Genomic DNA, 20,725 nt, shown 5'->3' with positions numbered 1-20,725 from the left:
GGCCCGACTCACGCCCCCGGAGGGCAAGCGCACGCCCTCCTCTGCCCCATACCTCCCCATATGTTCAGGAGCGATCCATGCGAACCCAGAGCCGACGGAGGCCGCGAGCCACGCTCGCCATGGCCGCCGCAGGGACGCTGCTCGCCCCGCTGCTCACCGGCTGCTGGGTCGGCGCGGGCGGGGCCGGATCCGGCGGCAACGCCATCAACGTCCTGATGGTCAACAACCCGCAGATGGTCGAGCTGCAGAAGCTCACCGCGGACCACTTCACCGAAGAGACCGGCATCAAGGTGAACTTCACCGTCCTGCCGGAGAACGACGTCCGCGACAAGATCAGCCAGGACTTCGCCAACCAGGCCGGCCAGTACGACGTCGCCACCCTCTCCAACTACGAGATACCGATCTACGCCCGCAACGAGTGGCTGCGGCCGATGGACTCCTACGTCGCCGAGGACCCGGCGTACGACGAGAAGGACATCCTGGGGCCGATGCGCGAGTCCCTCACCGGCGACGACGGCAAGCTCTACGGCCAGCCCTTCTACGGCGAGTCGTCCTTCCTGATGTACCGCAAGGACGTGTTCCAAAAAGAGGGCCTGACGATGCCCGAGCACCCCACCTGGACCCAGGTGGCCGAGCTGGCCGCCGAACTCGACGGGGCCGAGCCGGACATGAAGGGCATCTGTCTGCGCGGCCTGCCCGGCTGGGGCGAGCTGATGGCACCCCTGACGACGGTCGTGAACACCTTCGGCGGCACCTGGTTCGACCAGGACTGGCAGGCGCGGCTGGACTCCCCCGAGTGGGAGAAGGCGACGAAGTTCTACGTCGACCTCGTCCGCGAGCACGGCCAGTCCGGCGCCGCCCAGTCCGGTTTCGCCGAGTGCCTGAACAACATGACCCAGGGCAACGTCGCCATGTGGTACGACGCCACCTCCGCCGCCGGCTCACTGGAATCGGCGAACTCCCCGGTCAAGGGCAAGATGGGCTACGCGCCCGCCCCCGTGGAGAAGACCGAGTCGGCCGGCTGGCTCTACACCTGGGCCTGGGGCATCCAGGATGCCTCCCGCAACGCCGACAAGGCGTGGCAGTTCGTCTCCTGGGCGTCCAGCAAGGAGTACGAGCAGTTGGTCGGTGACGAGATCGGCTGGTCCGACGTGCCGGCCGGCAAGCGCGCCTCGACGTACGAGAACCCCGCCTACCGGGCAGAGGCCGCCGCCTTCCAGGAGATGACCAGGGAGGCCATCGAGGGCGCCAAGCCGAACGACCCCGGAGTGCAGCCGCGCCCCGCGCCCGGCATCCAGTTCGTCGGCATCCCCGAGTTCACCGATCTCGGCACCCAGGTCTCCCAGGAGATCAGCGCGGCCATCGCCGGACGCCAGTCCGTCGAGGAGGCCCTGAAGAAGTCCCAGCAGCTCGCCGAGAAGATCTCCGAGGAGTACGAGGGACGATGACCGCCACGACAACGGCCCCCTCGGCCGCACCCGACCACGCACGCCCCACCGTCCGTCCGCCGTCCTCCCGACTGCGGGCCTGGGCCACCCGGGCCCCGCTCCTCCCCGCCCTGATCTTCATGATCGTGGTCACCCAGCTGCCCTTCGTGGCGACCCTGGTGATCTCCTTCTTCGACTGGAACGCCCTCTACCCGGACGCCCGCGCCTTCACCGGCTTCGGCAACTACGGCGAGGTCCTCAGCGACCCGGACCTGCGCGGGTCGGTGTGGACGACGATCCTGCTGACGGTGGCGGTGGTCCTGGCCAGCCTGGTCCTCGGCCTGGCACTCGCCCTGCTCCTGGACCGCCGGTTCAAGGGCCGGGGCGTGGTCCGCACCCTGCTGATCGCCCCTTTCCTGGTGGTCCCGGTGGCGGCGGCCCTGCTCTGGAAGCACGTCCTCTACAACCCCGAATACGGCCTGCTGAACGGCCTGTTGCACTACGTCGGCGGCCCGCAGCCCGACTGGATCTCGAACACCCCGCTGCTCGCGGTCGAGGCCTCACTGGTGTGGCAGTGGACGCCCTTCATGATGCTCATCCTGCTGGCCGGACTGCAGAGCCGGGACCAGCAGCAGATCGAGGCCGCCCGGGTGGACGGCGCGAGCGACTGGCAGATCTTCGTCCACCTCACCCTTCCCCACCTGCGCCGCTACCTGGAGCTCGGCGCCCTGCTGGGCTCGATCTACATCGTCCAGAACTTCGACGCCGTCTTCACGATCACGTCCGGCGGCCTGGGCACGGCCAACCTGCCCTACACCGTCTACCAGAGCTTCTACCAGGCCCACGAGAACGGCCTCGCCTCGGCCGCGGGCGTCCTGGTCGTCATCGGCTCGATCATCATCGCCACCTTCGCGCTGCGCGTGGTGTCGTCCCTGTTCCGCGAGGAGGTCGGCCGCGCATGAGCGCCACCGCCGTACGACCCGCCGCCACCGGCACCACCGGCACCGAGCCCGTACGAGCCCGCCGGAAGGCGGGTGCCGGTCTGGGCCTGGTGGCCTGGCTGGCCGGAATCGTCTTCTTCCTGCCGATCGCCTGGATGGCACTCACCTCCTTCCACTCGGAGGAGGACGCGGCCACCAACCCGCCGTCCTTCGCGGCGTCGCTGACGCTGGACGGATACCGCGAGTTCTTCGGCGCGGGCGGTGGCGCCAGCCCCTGGCCGGCGCTGATCAACTCGGCGGTGGCCTCCGTCGCCTCGACCCTCTTCGTCCTGGTCCTGGCCCTGCCCGCCGCGTACGCCCTCTCCATCCGCCCGGTGAAGAGGTGGACGGACGTCCTCTTCTTCTTCCTCTCCACCAAGATGCTGCCGGTGGTGGCGGGCCTGCTGCCGATCTACCTGTTCGCCAAGAACACGGACATGCTGGACAACATCTGGCTGCTGGTCATCCTCTACACCTCCATGAACCTGCCGATCGCGGTCTGGATGATGCAGTCCTTCCTGGCCGAGGTCCCGGTCGCGATCATCGAGGCGGCCCGCGTGGACGGCGCGAAACTGCCGACCATCCTGGCCCGGGTGGTCGCCCCGATCGCCCTCCCCGGCATCGCCGCGACGTCGCTCATCTGCTTCATCTTCAGCTGGAACGAACTGCTCTTCGCCCGGGTGCTGACGGGCGTGGTCGCCGAGACCGCCCCCGTCTTCCTGACCGGCTTCATCACCAGCCAGGGCCTCTTCCTGGCCAAGGTGTGCGCCGCGTCGCTCGTCATCTCCCTGCCGGTGCTCGCCGCGGGGTTCGCCGCCCAGGACAAACTGGTCCAGGGCCTGTCGTTGGGAGCCGTGAAATGAAGGCCGCCGTCATCGAGTCCGTGGGCCGTGCCGTCGTCACCGAGGTCCCCGACCCGACGCCAGGGCCGCGCGAGGTCGTCGTGGAGGTCGCCGCCTGCGGCCTGTGCGGCACCGACCTGCACATCCTCCAGGGCGAGTTCGCGCCCAAGCTCCCCATCGTGCCGGGCCACGAGTTCGCCGGCGAGGTGGTCGGCGTCGGCGCACAGGTCACGGAGGTGTCCGTCGGCGACCAGGTCGCGGTGGACCCGTCCCTCTACTGCTACGAGTGCCGTTACTGCCGCACCGGCCACAACAACCTCTGCGAACGCTGGGCGGCCATCGGCGTGACGACGGCGGGCGGCGCCGCGAAGTACGCGGTGGCACCCGTGGCGAACTGCGTGCAGCTCCCCGAGCACGTCCGCACCCAGGACGCGGCCCTGATCGAGCCCCTGTCCTGCGCGGTCCGCGGCTACGACGTCCTCCAGTCCCGCCTCGGCGCCCACGTCCTGATCTACGGCTCCGGCACGATGGGCCTGATGATGCTGGAGCTGGCCAAGCGCACCGGCGCGGCCAGCGTCGACATGGTCGACCTCAACCCGGCCCGCCTGGAGACGGCCCGCGGCCTCGGCGTCTCGGCCTCGGCCGCGACCCCGGACGAACTGGACCGCCCCCAGGGCTGGGACCTCGTCATCGACGCGACCGGCAACGCGGCGGCCATCCAGGACGGCCTGGACCGGGTCGCCAAGGCGGGCACCTTCCTCCAGTTCGGCGTGGCCGACTACGCGACGCGGGTGCAGATCGACCCGTACCGCATCTACAACCAGGAGATCACCATCACCGGCTCGATGGCGGTCCTGCACAGCTACGAACGCGCGGCGGAGCTGTTCGCGAACGGCGTCCTCGACCCGGACGTCTTCATCAGCGACCGCATCCCGCTGGTCCGCTACCCCGAGGCGCTGGAGCAGTTCGCCTCCGGCGTCGGCAGGAAGATCGTCGTCACGCCCTAGTGGACGGCGTGCCGGTTCAGCACTCGCCGTCGTCCGAAGCCGGGCCACCGCCCAGGACGTGGGCGGTGGCCAGTTCCCGGTAGGCCGGGCTGGAGGCGAGGAGTTCGTCGTGCCGGCCGCCGGCCACCGTACGACCGTCCTCGAGGACGACGATCCGGTCGGCGTGCCGCACGGTGGCGAGGCGGTGCGCGATGACGAGCACCGCGCAGTCCCGGCTGACGGCGTTCAGCGTCCGGATCAGCGCCGTCTCGTTGACGGCGTCGAGGTGTGAGGTGTGCTCGTCGAGGAGGAGCAGTCGCGGCCGGGCGAGCAAGGCGCGGGCCAGGGCGACGCGCTGGCGTTCCCCCGCGGACAGGGTGCCGCCGCGGTCGCCCAGTCTGCCGTCCAGGCCCCCGGGCAGCCGCCGCACCACGTGCTCCAGCCGGGTCAGGCGTACGACACGGAGGACGTCGTCGTCGGTGGCTCCGGGGGACGCGTAGGTGATGTTCTCCCGCAGGGTGCCCTCCAGGACGTGCGTGTTCTGGTCCACGAGGGCGATGCCCGCGCGGCACTCCCGGCGGCTCAGCTCCGCGGTCGGGCGGCCGTCGAACCGGATGGTCCCGGCGTCGGGTTCGTACAGGCGCGCGACCAGGGCGAAGAGCGTGCTCTTGCCGGCTCCGGAGCGGCCGACGAGTGCCACCAGGCCGCGCCGCGGCACGGTGAGGCTCGCCCCGCGCAGCACCGCCCGGTCCGGGACGTAGCCGAAGCGGACGTCGGTCAGCTCCAGCACGGGGGCCGGGAGACGCGGGGTGGCCGGTGGGGCGCCGGGGGCCGTGCGGCCGGGCTCCTTAGAGGACCGCTGGGCTTCCTGGGGCTCCTGGGGAAGGGCCAGGACTTCGTCGATCCGCACACACGCGCCCGTGCCGCGCTGGATCAGGCCGATGGCGCGGAACACCGAGGACAGCGGCATGACCAGGTACGACGCGTACAGCAGGAAGGCGACCAGATCGCCGAGGGAGCCGGCGCCCCCGCTGCCGACCCGCATGCCGCCGACGACCAGCACGAGCAGGAAGGAACCCTGGACCGCGAGTTCGACGGCACTGCTCATGACCGCGGCCAGCTTCGCGGCCCGCACGCCCGACCGGTAGGCCGAGTCCACCCGTTCGCCGATGCGGCGCTCCTCGCGTTCCTCGGCCCGGTACACCCGTACCACCGGCAGGGCGCCGAGGGCACGCTCCAGTTCGGCCGCGACGGCGCCCACGGAGGCCTGCATGTGCTGCGACGCCACCCGCATGCCCTTCAGGAGCGTGGTGACGACGGCCGCGGCGAGGGCGACCGTCAGCACGACGAGGAGCAGCAGCAACGGGTCCAGCCACAGCATCAGCAGCAACGCCCCGGCCGAGACGAGGCAGCCGGTGAGCAGGTCGACCAGCGCCTGGGACACGACGTCCCGCAGCAGGGTGGTGTCGGCGGTGACCCGCGAGACCAGGTCGCCGCCGCGGTGCCGGTCCGCCTCGCGCATCTCCAGCCGCAGCAGCCGCGAGACGAGTCCGTGCCGCACCATGCGGATCACGCCCTCGCCCATGCGGTCCAGCAGGAAGCGGCCGGCCGCTCCCGTGACGGCCTCCGCGACGAAGAGCCCGCACAGCAGCAGCAGGAACGGCCACAGCAGCTCCCCGCGGGCGCTGGAGTCCACGACGTGCTTGGCGACGAGCGGCTGGGCGAGTCCGAGCGCCGATGCGGCCAGGGTCAGCGCGGACGCCACCGTGATGCTGCGCCGGTGGCCGGACGTCAGGCGGAACAGGGAGGCGACCGAGCCCCGCGTCGTCCGGCTCGCGGACGGCACGCGGGACTCGGGTCCTCGGTCGCCGGTGTCAGTGCCGGTGCCGGTGCCGGCACCGGGCGCAGCGTCGTCCGCGACGACCGTCTCGCTCACGTCCGCGTCCGCCGTGCCGGGGCCACCGTCACCAGCCGCGCGAAGTAGTCGTCCGGGACGCCCTCCCCCACCGGGCGGCCGTCGGCCTCGATCCAGGCGTGGGCGGAGAACGGCGGCACCTTGCGCACCCCGGTGCACCAGGTGGGCCAGGTGCCGTGCAGTCTGCAGAGCAGGGCCGCCCCCAGCGACCGCGGCAGGCAGCCGCGCGGCCCCGCGCAGCGCAGGCTCACCGCGCACAACGCCTCCCGGGCCGCCGCGGCCTGTGCGGTGGTGGCGGGCCGCGCGCCACGGCGTACCCGCTCCAGTACGGCGCGGATGTGCCGCGGCGGCAGGAAGGACAGGGCCAGCGCGGGGACGAGGACGAGACGGGCGGCCAGTCGCCGGGCGAGGGGGACTCCGGTGGGCCGGTCCAGGGCACTGGGCGTGGTCACGAGACCAGCCCCGCGGCCCGCAGGTCGCGCACCAGCGCCGTCACGTCCTGCTCGGCGCGGTCGCGGTCGATCTCGAACCGCGCGACCAGCGCCGCGGCGGCGGCCGCCTCGTCGCCGCCGTCCATGAGGGTGCGCACCACCAGTTCACCCGTGGGGTTGAGTTCCCAGTAATCCCCGGTGCGTTGGTCGAGCAGCACGGTTCCGTACTGGGTCTGCGCGGTGGAGACGTCGGTGTCGAATCGGAGCGTCATGGGAGCGGCACCTTTCTGCTGTCTCGCGTCATCCGAGGGCGGATCCGGGACGTGGGGCGCGGTCGCGGGAGCGCAGCCACACCTCGCCCGCGATGGTCGAGTAGAGAATCGCGTCGCGCAGGCCCGGCGCGGACGGCCGCTGCGCGAGCCGGCACAGATCACCGCCGTCCACCAGGCCGAGGTTCTCCAGTCGGGAGCCGGTCCACAGGGTCATCAGGTCGCCCCGGTGGCGGCGCAGGCCGTCCGACGCGTCCATCGACGCCTCGGCCTTGTTGGCTCGTCGCAGGCACTCCTCGGGGACGACACCGCGCATCGCCTCGGTGAGCAGCGGTTTGTACCGCCACGGCGTGACGCGTTCGTCGGGCCGCACCGCGAGGCACGCCTCGATGACGCGGTCGTCCAGGTACGGCGATGCCATCGGAAGTCCCGCCCGGGCCGCCATCCGCTCCCACTGCCGGATGATGCGCGTGCAGGTGCGGATCAGCTCCAGGTCGGTGTGCAGGCCGCGGTCCGCGTGCAGCGACTCGGCCCGCGCGGCGGAGTCCAGCAGGGCCCGGCGGGCCAGCCGTTCCGTCTCGGCGGTCATCCAGGGGAACAGGCGGGGGGACATCCCCCAGCCGAGGCCGCCGGTCACCGAGGACTCGGGCATCGGATCGCGCAGGTGCCGCACGGAGTCCGCCAGCCAGCGCGGGTAGGAACGGGAGTCGGCGAGGGCGCGCGCCGTCCCGCCGAGTGGCCAGTTCCACAGGGCCCGAAAGCCCCGCAACTGGCGCAGCGCGAACAGCGGGCGGGTCCGCAGCAGCCTGTGGTAGTACGCCTCCGAGCACCAGGCGACATGGTCGCCGCCGATGCCGGTGAGGTGCACCCGGCTGCCGCGCTCGGCGAGCCACGGCAGGTGCTGCAGGACACGTGAGCGGTCCATCACCCCGATGGTCGGCTCGTCGAGCAGGTCGTCGACGCCGAGCAGGTCCGAGTAGACCAGCGCCGAGGCGTCCGCGTCCCAGACGACGTGGTCGATCTGCGGGAGGTGCCGCGCCGCCTGTCCGGCCCAGGCCAGATCGGTGTCCGCGGGGTCCCGTCCGGGCCAGGTCGCCGCCACCACGGACGCGTCGGAGCGGGCGGCCAGGAAACAGACGGAGGTGGAGTCCAGCCCGCCGGACAGGTCGCAGCTGACCACGCCGCCCGTCCGGGTCCGGACGTCCACGGCCTCGGCCAGGGCATCACGGACGGCCGGGGCACCCTGCGCGAGGGTGCGGGTGGCCTCCGGGGGCCGCCACCACCGTGTGGTACTGACCCTTCGTCCGTCCGCGGAGACGAGCAGGGCGTCCTCGGGGGAGACCGCCTCCACTCCCTGCCAGACGGAGGTCTCGTACAGCGGGTGCGGCACCGGCCACAGGAGCCGGACCGCCAGCCGGCCGGTGTCCGGGCTGCTCCCCAGGGCCTCGGCGAGCAGGTCCGCGCTCGTCGCGGCCACGTGGACACCACCGATTCGCGCGTGGAAGACGAGACGCAGCCCGGAGGCGGTGCCCTGCACCCGCAGCCGCCCGCCGTGGGTGGCCACCAGGTGGAAGCTGCCCGGCAGGGACCGGGCCAGGACGTCGAGTTCGGTGAGGTCGCGCAGACGGGCGGCCCGGCGTTCGAGCTGTTGGCCGTCGGCCGGACACCAGCCGACGGCGGCGAGGGCCGTCGCGCCCGCCCGGGCCGTGGTGATCTCCGCGCCGGACCACCGGCCGATCAGCCAGGGCCGGCCCGAAGCGTGGGGCAGGACGCGGGTTCCGGGGCGGCGGAAGAAGCGGGCCGCGGCGGCCGCCTCCTCGCAGTCGGGGAAGACCGCGAAGTGGGCGTCGCCGCGACCCGGTTCCGCGCTCTCGTGCATGTCGGACATGCAGTCGCGCTACGTGCCGGCCGTCAGTTCTTGCTGAGGATCAGACGGTCGTTGCCGCTGCGCTGCAGCAGCCCGGTCTTCTCGCGGAAGGACCCGAGCCGGACGAGCGTCGGGGCCTCGTACGTCTTCTTCATGCCATCACCTCGATGTGAGCGGTGCCGTCGGCCCTCCTTGCGGCCGGCGGCGGGAACACCAGGTAGCGGGGCGGCGCACGGCACAGGCAAGACAGCCGAAATAAGACATATGATCAGACTTTAAGAGGTCTGGTCCGGACGATATGCGCCCCGTCGGTCACCCTCCCCGGAAACCAAGGGGGGTGGCGTGGGGAGGCGAACGGGCGGCGCATGCCCTCCGACCTGCCTGGCACGGTCGACGCACCGGACAGGGAGACCGCCGGAGCCGGGACGTGCGGTGCGGGGGCGCCGACCGGCGCACAGCGCACCGGGAACGCAACCGACGGGCCCGGAATCCGGTCGGCAGGCGGACCGCCCCCGCCTCCGGCCACCCCCGACCCGATTGGCCCCCGGGTAAGGGAACGGTAAAACGCCCTCGCTCGTTCACCCGGCATGACAGCTATGACCCCCGGCTCGAACATCCCCCTCTCCGCCGCCCGCGTGACGGTGGACGTCGCCGCGCCCGTGCGGCTCGACGTATCGGGCCTGCTGCTCACCGCCGACGGCAAGGTGCGCTCCGACGACGACTTCATCTTCTACAACCAGCCCACCGGCCAGGGCGTGACCTACCGCTCCGGCGGCGGCACCGCCCCGGACGCGATCGTGGTCGACACCTCCGCCGTCCCGCCGGGCATCGAGAAGATCGTCGTCACCGCCAGCCCGGACGCGGCCGGGCAGACCTTCCAGGGCATCGAACCGACCGCCACCATCCGCAACGCGGACGACAACTCCGCCCTCGCCACCTTCACGCCCCCGCAGCTCGGCACCGAGACCGCGCTGGTGATCGTGGAGGTCTACCTGCGCAACGGCGCCTGGAAGGCCCGCGCGGTCGGCCAGGGCTACTCAAACGGCCTCGCCGGCATCGCGACGGACTTCGGTGTCTCGGTGGAGGAGCCCGCCGCCCCGGCCCAGCCCGCCGCCCCCGCGCAGCCCGCGCCCCCGGCACGGGCGCAGGCGGCCACCCCGCCGCCCCCGCCCGCCGCCGCGCCGACGATGCCCGCCGCTCCCCCCGCGGCACCGGCCGCCCCGGCGGCCCCCGCCCCGGGCGCCGGGAAGATCAACCTCGACAAGGGCCGGGTCAACCTCCAGAAGAACCAGACCGTCTCCCTGGTCAAGGGCGGCCGCCCGGTGCTGTCGCAGGTCAAGATGGGCCTCGGCTGGGAGCCGGCCTACCGCGGCAAGGACATCGACCTGGACGCGTCGGTCATCGCCTACGGCCCGCAGCGCAACCACATCGACAGCTGCTACTTCGGCAAGCTCCAGATCGTGGGCGGCGCGATCAAGCACTCCGGGGACAACCTCACCGGTGAGGGCGGCGGGGACGACGAGGTGATCACCGTCGACCTCGGCCGACTCCCGCAGGAGGTCAGCGGCCTGGTCTTCACGGTGAACTCGTTCTCCGGGCAGAAGTTCACGGAGGTCGCCAAGGCCTACTGCCGCCTCATCGACGCCGCGAGTGGCGAGGAGCTGGTCCGCTTCGACCTCACCAGCGCCGAGCCGCAGACCGGCGTGATGATGGCGAAGCTGATCCGCCAGTTCTCCGGCGAGTGGGAGATGACCGCCATGGGCGAGTTCGTCAAGTCCCGCACGGTCCGGGGCATGGTGAAGCCGGCGGCGAAGGCGCTGTAGCCCTTCCGGACAGTGGGGCGCTCGCCACTCGGCGGGCGCCCCACCGCCCCTTACGCCCGCAGCCCGTCCCACATCAGCGACAGATACCTGCGGATCGACTCCCCGTCCTCCCCGCCCTCCCCGTCGGTCGCCCCGGCCGCCGTGGCCACCCCGTGCACCAGCCGCAGCACCTCGATCGGCTCGACGTCCCGTCGCAGCGTCCCCGCCTCCTGCGCCGCCCGCACCAGCCGCCCGGCCGCGCCCCGCAGGCAGTCGCCGCACGCCGTGTCCACCGCCGAGCCCCCGGCCGTGACTGCGGTGCCGAGCAACGCCCTCATCCCGCGGACCTGGATCATGCCGACGGCCAGCTCGTCCAGCCACTCCCGCAGCGCCTCGCCCGGCGCCCGGTCGCCCGCGACGATGTCCGCCCGCGCCGCGATCGCCTCGATCCGGTCGAGGTAGGCCGCCTCCAGCAGCGCCTGTCGCGTCGGGAAGTGCCGGTACAACGTGCCGGTCCCGACCCCCGCGCGCCTGGCGATGTCGTCCAGGGAGGCGCCTTCACCGTGCTCGGCGAAGGCCGCCGCCGCGACCTCCAGCAACCGCTCACGATTGCGACGGGCATCCGCGCGCATGGGCCTGACCTGCGCCATCCCACTACTCCCTGCACCCGGGGTCTTCCGCCGAACCCTACCGCCCGCCCGCGGGCCGCCGCCCGGCCCACCGAACGGAGGGAACCATTCCGCACCGGCCGGGTCTCCAGTCCAAGGATGACAGCCTTGTTGATGTTGCTGTTCGCGCTGTACGCGATCAGCGGTTGGGTGGCGGTCCTCATCGCCTTCGGTTATCTGCTGGGCGCGCTGGCGCGCACCCGGCCGGCGGACCTGATGCGCGACGAGGGGCCGCGGACGGTGCGACTGCTGTTCCCGACACCCGCCTACCTGCGCCTGGACCGGATCGCGACCCTGTGCCTGGTCCTCTTCGACCTGTGGGTCGTGTCCCTGATCCTGCTGCTCGGGCAGGACGGCATCTTCACCGAGGACTGGATGGGATCTCCGGGCATGATGGACTCCACCGGCGCCTCCTTCCAGGACGACGCCGTGCACGGCCTGCTCACCGTGATGGGGTGGACGTGCGGTGTCACGGTCCTGTTCCGGTGGTGGACGGCCGCGGTGACCCAGCTGTGCCTCCTGTCCGCCGCGGCCTGGTGGATCGCCTCCTTCGAGACATGGTGGAGCGGCTGACGCCCCGCGGACTAGAACAGCGCGCTGTACGCGTTCAGCGCCGGCTGCCCGCCCAGGTGGGCGTAGAGGACGGTGGCGTCGCGGCCGATCTCGCCGCGGGTGACCAGGTCGACCAGTGCCGCCATCGACTTCCCCTCGTAGACCGGGTCGGTGACCATGCCCTCGGTCCGGGCGGCCAGCCGTATCGCCGCGAGCGTGGTGTCGTCGGGGACGCCGTACGTGCCCGCGTGGTACCGCTCGTCCAGCTCGACGTCCGCCTGGGTCAGTTCCGCCGACACGCCGATGAGCCGCCCCGTGCGGTGTGCGATCCGCGCGATCTGTTCCCGGGTGCGGTCGGGCCGGGCGGACGCGTCGACGCCGATCACCCGCCGGGTCCGGCCGCCCGCCTCCTCCAGCGCGCGGAAGCCGGCGACCATGCCGGCCTGGGTCGAGCCGGTCACCGAGCAGACGACGACGGTGTCGAAGAAGACGCCCAGCTCCCGTTCCTGCTCGGCGACCTCGTACGCCCAGCCGGCGAAGCCCAGCCCGCCGAGCGGGTGGTCGGAGGCGCCGGCGGGGACGGCGTAGGGCTTGCCTCCCGCGTCCTCGACCTCCTTGAGCGCCTGTTCCCAGCTCTCCTTGAAGCCGATCCCGAACCCGGCCCGCACCAGCCGCACATCGGCGCCGGCGAGCCGGGAGATCAGGATGTTGCCGACCTTGTCGTAGACGGCGTCGGGCCAGTCCACCCAGCTCTCCTGCACCAGCACGCACTTCAGTCCGGCCCGGGCCGCGACGGCCGCCACCTGACGCGTGTGGTTCGACTGCACCCCGCCGATGGAGACGAGCGTGTCGCAGCCTTGCGCGAGGGCGTCGGCGACCAGGTACTCCAGCTTGCGGGTCTTGTTCCCGCCGTAGGCGATGCCGGAGTTCAGATCCTCCCGCTTGGCCCAGAGCGTGGCCCCGCCGAGGTGTGCGGTGAGCCGTTCGAGCCGGTGCACGGGCGAGGGGCCGAGGAGCAGCGGGTAGCGCTCGTACGAGGAAAGCGACACGGTTCCTCCCGGGTCGGTACGGATCAGTCGGAGTCGGCGAGTTCTGCGAGGCTCCGCCAGATGTCCGCCGTCACACGGAGCGCCGTCTCCGTGTCGCCGGCCGCGCAGGCCTCGATGAGCCGTTCGTGCAGCCCGGCCGAACGGCAGGTGCCGCCCTCGCCGAAGCGGCGGCGCTCCAGCCTGCGGATGAGCGGGGTGTAGCGGGCGACGGTGCAGGCGGCGGCCCGGTTGCCGGCGGTGCGGACGAGGACGTGGTGCAGTGCGTCGTCGGCGCGCAGGGCACCGTCGACGTCGCCGGCGCGGACGGCCGAGGCGAACCGCTCGTTGGCCGCGCGCATCGCGTCGAGGTCCGCCTCTCGGAGCCGGGGTACGGCGACGCGCGTGACCAGTTCGTGCATGGCGCCGACGACGGCGGCGGCGTCCCGCACATCGGCGGCGACCACCGGGGTGACCCGGGTGTAGCTCTGCGGCTTGCTCTCCAGCAGCCCTTCGTCCACCAGCCGCGAGAACGCCTCGCGCACCGGGGCCCGGGACAGCCCCAGCCGCTCGGCCAGGTCAGCGTCGCGCACGACGGCGCCGGGTTCGATCTCCCCGGCGACGATGGCGTCCCGGATGGCTTCGCAGGCGCGGTCACGGAGCAGGGTGCGGGATACGGGGCGGATGGCGTCCACGACTGAAATGTTAGATGTCAACGCGCACCCGGACAAGGCTGTGGCCCGCACCTGCGCAGCACAGGTGCGGGCCGCGGTGGACCTCGGGGCCGGCGCTCAGGCCACTCGGGAAGGGCAGCGGCCGGGTCGTGTGATCCCCCGTTCTAACGCCGCTGCCGCTTCCACGGCCCGGTGATCGCCAGCAGGATGCCGGGGTCCTGGATATTGGCGTAGAGGGTCTTGCCGTCGGGCGAGAAGGTGACGCCGGCGAACTCGCTGTACTCCGGCTCCTCTTCGGAACCGACGTTCAGGTCGTTGCGGGCGATGGGGTACGTGCGCCCGCTGTCGGTGGCGCCGAACAGGTGCTGGACGCCGTCGCCGTCCTCGGCGATGACGATGCCGCCGTACGGGGAGACGGTGATGTTGTCGGGGCCGTCGAAGGCACCGTCCGCCGACGGGTCGGGGTTGACGCCGAGGAGGACCTTGAGGGTGAGGGTGCGGCGCTTGGGGTCGTAGAACCAGACCTGGCCGTCGTGCGGCCGGCCGGGGCTCTCGTCACGGGCGAACGAGGAGACGATGTACGCGCCGCCGTCGGCCCACCACATGCCCTCCAGCTTGCGGGCGCGGGTGACCTGGCCGGCGCTGAACTGCTTGCGCGCGGAGGTGTTCTGCGCGTCGCGGTCGGGGACGTCCGTCCAGTCGACGCCGTAGACGGTGCCGGTCTTCGTCGCGCGGGAGAGGTCGTCGACGAACTTGCCGCCGGAGTCGAAGCACTTGAAGGCCTGGAGGACACCGGCGTCGTCGGCGAGGGTGCGCAGCCTGCCGCGGCCGTGCCGGAAGCCCTCCGGCGGGGTCCAGCGGTAGAAGAGGCCGTTGGGGCCGGAGGCGTCCTCGGTGAGGTAGAGGTGGCCGCGCTTGGGGTCGACGACGACGGCCTCGTGGGCGTAGCGGCCGAGCGCCTTGATCGGCTTGGGGTCCCGGTTGGCGCGGCGGTCCTCGGGGTCGACCTCGAAGACGTAGCCGTGGTCCTTGGTCATCCCCTCCTCGCCGGCCTTGTCCTCGGTCTCCTCGCAGGTCAGCCAGGTGCCCCACGGGGTGCTGCCGCCCGCGCAGTTGGTGGCGGTGCCGGCGATGCCGACCCACTCGGCGACGTGGCCGCCGCGGCGGACCTCGACGACCGTGCAGCCGCCGGCCGCGGCGGGGTCGTAGACGAGGCCCTCGGCGAGCGGGACGGGGTGGTCCCACTCGTCGCGGTGGCCGCCGAGTTCGTGGTTGTTGACGAGGAGGGTGGTGCCGCGCGGGCCGTCGAAGGTGGCGGTGCCGTCGTGGTTGGACGGGGTGTACTCACCCGACTCCAGCCTGGTCCGGCCGCAGTAGGTGATGATCTCGTACCGGAACCCGGCGGGCAGGGCGAGGATGCCGTCCGGGTCGGGGATCAGCGGCCCGTAGCCGACCCCGCCGTGGTCGTGCCCGTGTCCGTGGCCTCTGCCGTGCTCCTCCCCCGCGCTCTCGGTGTCCGTGGAAGCGAGGGCGTTCGGGGCGGTGGCGAGGGCGCCGACGCTGCCCGCCAGCACGACTCCGGCGCCGGTGAGCGCGGATCGGCCGGCGAAGTCCCTGCGAGTGAGCGACATGGTGTCTCCTGTGACGGTGGACGTGCCGTGGAGGGTGGCGGACCTCGGTCCGGCGCCACGGTTCCGCCCGCGCCTGAACGGCGGTTGAACTGCGCACGGCACCCGCGAGGCAGCCCGCACAACCGCGGAGACGCCCGCCACAATCGCCAACCGCGGGCATTCGTGCCGCCTGGGGCGGCACGGCTGGGCGCGGCGACACCCCGCAACGCCGGGTCGCGCCACCCGCCCCCGCCCAGCTGAACCGGCGTGCACAGGCTCCGCCGGGGGCGCCCGGCGCGCACAGGCTCCGCCCGGCGCGCCCGGCGTCAGCCGCCCTGCTGCGACCGCGCCTTGAACGCCGCCTTACGCGCTTCCTTGGCGACCTTCTTGTCGGGATGCAGCCGCCCCATCGCCTCCAGGACGTCCGGCGTGGCCGGGTGGTCGATCCGCCAGACCGTGTCGAAGAACCCGCTGTGCTGCCGGGCCAGTCCCTCCACCAGCGCACGCAGTTCCTCGGAGTTCCCTTCGGCCGCGAGCTGTGCCGCCACGGTGTCGATGGTCAGCCAGAAGACCATCTCCTGCGGCGGGGCGGGAACGTCCTGCGCGCCGTGCTCGGTCAGCCAGACCCGGGCCAGGCCGCCCAGCTCGGCGTCGTCGAGGACCTCCCGCAACGCGGGCTCCGCCTCGGCGCCGACCAGGGACAGCGCCTGCTGGCAACGCAGCCGGCGCAGGGGCGCGCCGGTGTCCGAACCGCGTGCCGCCGCCAGCAGCTCGCGTGCCGCGTCGAGGGGGCCCCGGCCGGCGAGCCACAGCTCGGTCTCTGCGTGGGCCGCGGCCGGCGGGAAGGGGGCGGTGCCGTCGAGCAGCGCGTCGGCGCCCTTGTCGGCGAGGTCGCCGACGGCGGGCGCCTCGAAGCCGGCCTCCAGGAGCCGGGCGCGCAGTCCGTACAGTCCGAGCGGGGTGAGCCGCACCATGCCGTAGCGGGCGACGTCGGTCTCGTCGACGGGCGCCGCGGGCTCCTCGTCCGCGTCGGCCATCAGGGCCTCGTCGACCGGCTGGTACTCGACGAGACCGATGGGCTCCAGCAGCCGGAACTGGTCGTCCAGCCGCATCATCGCGTCGGACACCTGCTCCAGCACGTCGTTGGTGGGCTCGCCCATGTCGCTGGGCACGATCACGGACGCCGCCAGCGCGGGCAGCGGCACGGACGCGTCGCCGGGGTGGTCCTCGCCGACGGTGAGCAGGTAGAGGTTGCCGAGCACGCCGTCGAGGAACTCCGCCTCGGCCTCCGGGTCCCAGTCGAGGGACGACAGGTCGACCTCGCCGCCCTCGGCCATCGCGTCTACCAGGTCGTCGAGGTCGGGCACGCTCGCGTCGGCGAGCAGCGCCTCCAGGGCGGCGAGCCACAGCCCGAGCACGTCCTGCGGGGAGCCGCCGGTGAGCAGCGCGACGTCCTCGCCCGCCGCGACGGTGCCCGCCTCCTCGTCGGTGATCTCGACGAGCCCGGTGTCCACGGCGATCCGCCACGCCTCGCTCGCGTGCGCCGCGGCGTCGTCCCCGCTCAGCCCGAGGTGCTCGGCCGCCGTCGGCAGCTGCTCCTCGACGAGCCCGCCCCCGGCGTCGACACGGGTGTCAGGACCGGCCCAGCGGGCCAGCCGGGCGGCCCGGGAGAGCACCGGCGTGGACAGCGCGTCGCGGGCCAGTTCCGCTTCGGGGCGCAGCCGTGCGGGCGGCAGGGTGGAGCTGTCTGACATCGGCTGTTTCTCCTCGCGCGCCTTGGCCGCCGTACGGCCATCCGGACGCCGTACGGCTCAACGGCTCAGCCTAGACGGGTTTCCACCCATGCCGCCCGGTTCATCTCCCCGACGGGTGGAGTACATGGCCGAAACCTTGACAACTGGCGTGGCCAAGCAGGAGATTGACGCGCGTAGAAAGCGGGGGGACAAGTGTTCACTCAGCTCCATGTGTGCCCTGCGGCCCCTCGCGTCCCACCCTCGTCCCATCGCGCCCCACCCTCGCCCCACCCTCGTCCCGGCGCTCTGTCACGTCCCCGGAGGGATCACGTTGGCCAGCAAGTCTTCCGCGCGCCTCGCCGCGCTCACCGTCGCCGCAGTCTGCTCGGCGGCGTCCACGGTCGTCCTCACCTCGCCCGCGCACGCCGACTCCGTGCGCGTCCACGACATCCAGGGCAGCACCCGGCTGTCGCCGTACGCCGGCGAGCAGGTCACGGACGTGGCCGGAATCGTCACCGGAGTCCGCGGCTACGGCAACTCCAGAGGTTTCTGGATCCAGGATCAGAGGCCCGACGCCGACCCGGCCACCAGCGAGGGCGTCTTCGTCTTCACCGGCTCCACGCCGAAGGGCGTCGCCGTCGGTGACGCGGTCACCGTCTCCGGCACGGTCTCGGAGTACGTCCCGGGCGGCACCTCGTCCGGCAACCAGTCACTGACCGAGATCACCCGCCCGTCGTTCACCGTCGTCTCCAGCGGCAACGAGGTCCCGGCCGCGACGACCGTCTCCGCCCGCACCGTGCCGCGCGTGTACGCCCCCGAGGGCGACGAGGCCGCGAACGGCTCGGTCAACGGCCTGACGCTGCGGCCGGACAAGTACGCCCTGGACCACTACGAGTCCCTGGAGGGCATGAACGTCCGGGTCGCCGACGCCCGCGTGGCCGGCGCCACGGACCCGTACACCGAGCTGTGGGTCACGGTGAAGCCCTGGGAGAACGCCAACCGCCGCGGCGGCACGGTGTACGGCTCCTACGACTCCCAGAACACCGGCCGGCTGCAGATCCAGTCCCTGGGCAAGCCGGCCGACTTCCCCGACGCCAACGTGGGCGACACCCTCGCCGGAACCACCGCGGGCCCGCTGGACTACAACCAGTACGGCGGCTACACGCTGGTCGCGAGCGAGATCGGCGCGCTGGAGAGCGGGGGCCTGGAGCGCGAGTCGACGCGCCGGCAGAGCAGCCGGGAGCTGGCGGTGGCGACGTACAACGTCGAGAACCTCGACCCGTCCGACGACACCTTCGCCGCGCACGCGGAAGCGATCGTGCGCAATCTCGCGTCGCCCGACATCGTGTCCCTGGAGGAGATCCAGGACAACAACGGCGCCACGAACGACGGCACCGTGGCCGCCGACGCGACGGTCGGCAAGCTGATCGACGCGATCGTCGCGGCCGGCGGCCCGCGCTACGACTGGCGCGGCATCGACCCGGTGGACGGCGAGGACGGCGGCCAGCCCGGCGGCAACATCCGCCAGGCGTTCCTGTTCAACCCGGAGCGGGTCTCCTTCACCGACCGCGGGTCCGGCGACGCGACCACCGCGACCGAGGTGACGAAGGTGCGCGGCAAGGCGGCGCTCACCCACTCCCCCGGCCGCGTGGACCCGGCGAACGCGGCCTGGGAGGACAGCCGCAAGCCGCTGGCCGGCGAGTTCGTCTTCCGCGGCCGGACGGTCCTGGTCATCGCCAACCACTTCAACTCCAAGGGTGGCGACCAGAGCCTGTCCGCCCAGTACCAGCCGCCCTCGCGCGGCTCGGAGACGCAGCGCCACCTCCAGGCGAAGGCCGTGAACACCTTCGTCAAGGACGTCCTCTCCACTCAGAAGAACGCGGACGTCATCGCCCTCGGCGACATCAACGACTTCGAGTTCTCGCAGACCACGCGCATCCTGGAGGGCGACGGCGCCCTGTGGTCGGCGGTCAGGTCGCTGCCGCCGAGCGAGCGTTACTCGTACGTCTACCAGGGCAACAGCCAGGTCCTCGACCAGATCCTGGTCAGCCCGTCGATCCGGTGGGGCGGGCGCCTGTCGTACGACAGCGTGCACGTCAACGCCGAGTTCCACGACCAGATCAGCGACCACGACCCGCAGGTGCTGCGGTTCCGCCCGTGACCGGCGGCCGGAGGGAGCGGGTTCAGCGGGGTACGAGGCCGAGGGCGTGGTCGTAGCGGTTGACCGCACTGCTCTTCAGGCCCGGCCAGTTCCGCACCCGCTCCCACTGTGCCGACGCCGAGCCGATGCCCTCGCCCGGTGCGGCGAGGGCGTCGATGTGGGCCTGGGCGCTCTCCCACTCGGCGTAGTTGAGGACGCGGGTGCCGTCGGTGCTGAGGTGGAAGTGGGCGGAGATGCCGCCTGGGTGCGGCTCCGGCCCGCTCTCCAGTGCCTCGAAGACGGCGTCCACCCAGGCGCGCTGGCGCTCGGGGTCGGGCCCCTCGAACTCGACGTCGACGATCACGACGCAGCCCGGAACGGGCGCCGGCCCGTTCTCGCGGGTGCCGCTGCGGTAGTGCCGGTACCTGCCGAGCCCGAGCCGTTCGATGCCGGGCACGGCGGTGTCGATCTCGTCGACGCGCTCCTGCCGGTGCGTCTTCACGAAGGCCTCGTACGCCTGCTCGTTCGCCCACTGCGAGTGGTGCAGCAGCGTGCTGCCGTCGTGGCCGGTGTAGACGTGGTAGCCCAGCAGGTCGTCGGCGGGCCAGGGGCGGCGCTCCCAGGTACGGGCGATGGCGTCGACCGTCTGCCGCTGCCGCTCGGGCGTGCCCACCCGCCAGGTGCTGAAGAAGGGGGCCCGGACGTCGGAGCGGGCGAGTTCGGGGTGTGCGTCGGTACGGCGGGACATGCCGGCCTCCACTGATCGGGTCGTCGGGTGCACGCACCACTCTCCGACCTCGACCAAGGTTGAGGTCAAGTGCCCTCCTCCGGAGTGCGCTCCGGTGCCGGTACGACATGCGTGACGAGGGGCCCCGCCCCGGAGCCCCTCGTCACGCCCGCGCCCTCAGCAGGGCCCGTGACGGTGGCGGCGCCGCAGCACGCCCACCGCGACCACCGCGCCCGCCGCCGCACCGGCGACCAGCACCGCACGGGGATGCCCGAGCCCGGCCCGAACCGCACCGCGCGCCCGTCCCGGCACCCGCTGCTCCACGGTCTGCCCGGCCCTGCCCGCCTTGTCCTGCGCGGTGTGCCCGGCCCGGCTCGCCTTGTCCTGCACGGTTTGCCCGGCCTGCGCGGCGGAACTGCGCAGCTGCACGGTCATGGCGCCGGCCTTGTCCCGGAGGTCGGCGGCCCGGGCCTTGGCGCGGCCCTTCACATCCGCCTTCCCCGCCAGTTCCTCCACGGTGTCGCCGAGCTGACCGCGGGTCTGTTCGATCTGCTGCCGCAGCTCGTCGGGCCCCTTGGCCCCGCCGATCGGCTGTGCGGTGGAGCCGCTCCTCGTGCCGTCACCGCTTGTCGCGTCGGTCATCGATGCGCCCTTTCCCTGATCTGGTCCACGTCGGCCCTGACGCTGCCGAGGGTCTCCTCGGGTTTCGGGGGCACCGCGCGGCGGAGCTGGGCGCGGCCCATCATGGCCAGTACGCCCGCGATCACGAAGAGCACCGCCGTCACGATGAGCGCCGCGGCCCAGACGGGCAGCGCCAGCGAGAGCGCGGCGGTGGCCGTACCGGCCAGGGCGAACAGCCCGACGTACGCGATGGCGCCCGCGGCGCCGAGCATCCCGCCGCCCCGCCCGGCCCGCTTGCCCTTCTCGGCCAGCTCCATCTTGGCGAGGGCCACCTCCTGGCGCACGAGCCGGGAGAGCTGTTCGGTGGCCTGACCGACGAGTTCACCCACGGAGTGCTGCTGCTCGTCGTGCACAGGCCTGGTGTGCATGGTCCCGGTCACGGTTCCGCCTCCTCTC

At 72.6% G+C, this 20,725-nt stretch carries 20 protein-coding genes; 7 read left to right on the top strand and 13 right to left on the bottom strand.

The features are described from left to right. Nucleotides 1-77 precede the first annotated feature (77 nt). The 4 genes from ACFW48_RS31300 to ACFW48_RS31285 are packed head-to-tail and all read left to right on the top strand — an operon-like array spanning nucleotide 78 to nucleotide 4,256. Nucleotides 78-1,448, top strand: coding sequence for an ABC transporter substrate-binding protein (locus ACFW48_RS31300; RefSeq protein WP_386320551.1), 1,371 nt, complete (start codon nucleotides 78-80; stop codon nucleotides 1,446-1,448). Further along, nucleotides 1,445-2,389 carry a carbohydrate ABC transporter permease gene (locus tag ACFW48_RS31295; protein ID WP_386320548.1) on the top strand — a complete coding sequence of 315 codons (945 nt, stop codon included), beginning with the start codon at nucleotides 1,445-1,447 and terminating at the stop codon, nucleotides 2,387-2,389. The genes ACFW48_RS31300 and ACFW48_RS31295 overlap by 4 nt, the downstream gene beginning before the upstream one ends. After that, the gene (locus ACFW48_RS31290; RefSeq protein WP_386320546.1) at nucleotides 2,386-3,270 is read left to right on the top strand and encodes a carbohydrate ABC transporter permease; all 885 of its coding nucleotides are present in this window, start codon (nucleotides 2,386-2,388) and stop codon (nucleotides 3,268-3,270) included. The genes ACFW48_RS31295 and ACFW48_RS31290 overlap by 4 nt, the downstream gene beginning before the upstream one ends. Then, nucleotides 3,267-4,256 carry a zinc-dependent alcohol dehydrogenase family protein gene (locus ACFW48_RS31285; RefSeq protein WP_386320544.1) on the top strand — a complete coding sequence of 330 codons (990 nt, stop codon included), beginning with the start codon at nucleotides 3,267-3,269 and terminating at the stop codon, nucleotides 4,254-4,256. The genes ACFW48_RS31290 and ACFW48_RS31285 overlap by 4 nt, the downstream gene beginning before the upstream one ends. Before the next feature lie 16 nt (nucleotides 4,257-4,272). Here ACFW48_RS31285 and ACFW48_RS31280 read toward each other — a convergent pair whose 3' ends face one another. From ACFW48_RS31280 to ACFW48_RS31260, 5 genes are all read right to left on the bottom strand, one after another. Continuing rightward, complete coding sequence (locus tag ACFW48_RS31280; protein WP_386320821.1) at nucleotides 4,273-6,081, bottom strand: ABC transporter ATP-binding protein; 1,809 nt, start codon at nucleotides 6,079-6,081, stop codon at nucleotides 4,273-4,275. A gap of 86 nt (nucleotides 6,082-6,167) precedes the next feature. Continuing rightward, nucleotides 6,168-6,602, bottom strand: a complete 435-nt coding sequence (locus ACFW48_RS31275; protein ID WP_386320541.1) for a lasso peptide biosynthesis B2 protein — start codon at nucleotides 6,600-6,602, stop codon at nucleotides 6,168-6,170. Next, the gene (locus ACFW48_RS31270) at nucleotides 6,599-6,853 is read right to left on the bottom strand and encodes a lasso peptide biosynthesis PqqD family chaperone (protein ID WP_310873975.1); all 255 of its coding nucleotides are present in this window, start codon (nucleotides 6,851-6,853) and stop codon (nucleotides 6,599-6,601) included. The genes ACFW48_RS31275 and ACFW48_RS31270 overlap by 4 nt, the downstream gene beginning before the upstream one ends. 28 nt (nucleotides 6,854-6,881) lie before the next feature. Beyond that, the gene (locus ACFW48_RS31265; protein WP_386320539.1) at nucleotides 6,882-8,738 is read right to left on the bottom strand and encodes a lasso peptide isopeptide bond-forming cyclase; all 1,857 of its coding nucleotides are present in this window, start codon (nucleotides 8,736-8,738) and stop codon (nucleotides 6,882-6,884) included. A gap of 23 nt (nucleotides 8,739-8,761) precedes the next feature. After that, complete coding sequence (locus tag ACFW48_RS31260) at nucleotides 8,762-8,872, bottom strand: keywimysin-related RiPP (protein WP_386320536.1); 111 nt, start codon at nucleotides 8,870-8,872, stop codon at nucleotides 8,762-8,764. A gap of 441 nt (nucleotides 8,873-9,313) precedes the next feature. Here ACFW48_RS31260 and ACFW48_RS31255 point away from each other — a divergent pair, with 441 nt between their 5' ends. Continuing rightward, nucleotides 9,314-10,540 (top strand): TerD family protein, encoded by a 1,227-nt coding sequence (locus ACFW48_RS31255; protein WP_386320818.1) that lies wholly within the window; start codon nucleotides 9,314-9,316, stop codon nucleotides 10,538-10,540. Between the two features lie 50 nt (nucleotides 10,541-10,590). Here ACFW48_RS31255 and ACFW48_RS31250 read toward each other — a convergent pair whose 3' ends face one another. Beyond that, entirely contained in the window at nucleotides 10,591-11,169 is a 579-nt protein-coding gene (locus ACFW48_RS31250; RefSeq protein WP_386320535.1) for a TetR/AcrR family transcriptional regulator, read from the bottom strand. A 117-nt stretch (nucleotides 11,170-11,286) separates the two neighbouring features. Here ACFW48_RS31250 and ACFW48_RS31245 point away from each other — a divergent pair, with 117 nt between their 5' ends. Then, the gene (locus ACFW48_RS31245) at nucleotides 11,287-11,760 is read left to right on the top strand and encodes a hypothetical protein (RefSeq protein ID WP_310873971.1); all 474 of its coding nucleotides are present in this window, start codon (nucleotides 11,287-11,289) and stop codon (nucleotides 11,758-11,760) included. 11 nt (nucleotides 11,761-11,771) lie between these two features. Here ACFW48_RS31245 and ACFW48_RS31240 read toward each other — a convergent pair whose 3' ends face one another. The 4 genes from ACFW48_RS31240 to ACFW48_RS31225 form a co-directional block, all read right to left on the bottom strand. Then, entirely contained in the window at nucleotides 11,772-12,788 is a 1,017-nt protein-coding gene (locus ACFW48_RS31240) for a 1-aminocyclopropane-1-carboxylate deaminase (RefSeq protein ID WP_386320532.1), read from the bottom strand. A gap of 23 nt (nucleotides 12,789-12,811) precedes the next feature. Further along, nucleotides 12,812-13,459 (bottom strand): GntR family transcriptional regulator, encoded by a 648-nt coding sequence (locus tag ACFW48_RS31235; protein WP_386320530.1) that lies wholly within the window; start codon nucleotides 13,457-13,459, stop codon nucleotides 12,812-12,814. 143 nt (nucleotides 13,460-13,602) lie between these two features. Beyond that, nucleotides 13,603-15,069 carry an alkaline phosphatase PhoX gene (locus ACFW48_RS31230; protein ID WP_386320527.1) on the bottom strand — a complete coding sequence of 489 codons (1,467 nt, stop codon included), beginning with the start codon at nucleotides 15,067-15,069 and terminating at the stop codon, nucleotides 13,603-13,605. Nucleotides 15,070-15,374: 305 nt separating this feature from the next. Next, the gene (locus tag ACFW48_RS31225) at nucleotides 15,375-16,802 is read right to left on the bottom strand and encodes a hypothetical protein (protein ID WP_386320525.1); all 1,428 of its coding nucleotides are present in this window, start codon (nucleotides 16,800-16,802) and stop codon (nucleotides 15,375-15,377) included. 310 nt (nucleotides 16,803-17,112) lie between these two features. Between ACFW48_RS31225 and ACFW48_RS31220 the strand changes: the two genes are divergently transcribed. Further along, entirely contained in the window at nucleotides 17,113-18,942 is a 1,830-nt protein-coding gene (locus tag ACFW48_RS31220; RefSeq protein ID WP_386320522.1) for an endonuclease/exonuclease/phosphatase family protein, read from the top strand. Between the two features lie 22 nt (nucleotides 18,943-18,964). Here ACFW48_RS31220 and ACFW48_RS31215 read toward each other — a convergent pair whose 3' ends face one another. The 3 genes from ACFW48_RS31215 to ACFW48_RS31205 all read right to left on the bottom strand — a co-directional run bounded on the left by ACFW48_RS31215 (nucleotide 18,965) and on the right by ACFW48_RS31205 (nucleotide 20,709). Further along, nucleotides 18,965-19,669, bottom strand: coding sequence for an antibiotic biosynthesis monooxygenase (locus ACFW48_RS31215; protein WP_386320520.1), 705 nt, complete (start codon nucleotides 19,667-19,669; stop codon nucleotides 18,965-18,967). A gap of 156 nt (nucleotides 19,670-19,825) precedes the next feature. Then, nucleotides 19,826-20,290: a DUF3618 domain-containing protein gene (locus tag ACFW48_RS31210; RefSeq protein WP_386320517.1), complete on the bottom strand. Its 465-nt coding sequence runs from the start codon at nucleotides 20,288-20,290 to the stop codon at nucleotides 19,826-19,828. Then, nucleotides 20,287-20,709 carry a phage holin family protein gene (locus ACFW48_RS31205; protein ID WP_310873963.1) on the bottom strand — a complete coding sequence of 141 codons (423 nt, stop codon included), beginning with the start codon at nucleotides 20,707-20,709 and terminating at the stop codon, nucleotides 20,287-20,289. The genes ACFW48_RS31210 and ACFW48_RS31205 overlap by 4 nt, the downstream gene beginning before the upstream one ends. Nucleotides 20,710-20,725: the final 16 nt, after the last annotated feature.

The organism is Streptomyces sp. NPDC058812 (assembly GCF_042744565.1).
Classification (GTDB): domain Bacteria; phylum Actinomycetota; class Actinomycetes; order Streptomycetales; family Streptomycetaceae; genus Streptomyces; species Streptomyces thinghirensis.
Note: the sequence above shows the minus strand (reverse complement) of the source record. Positions and strands in the feature narration are given on the sequence as shown.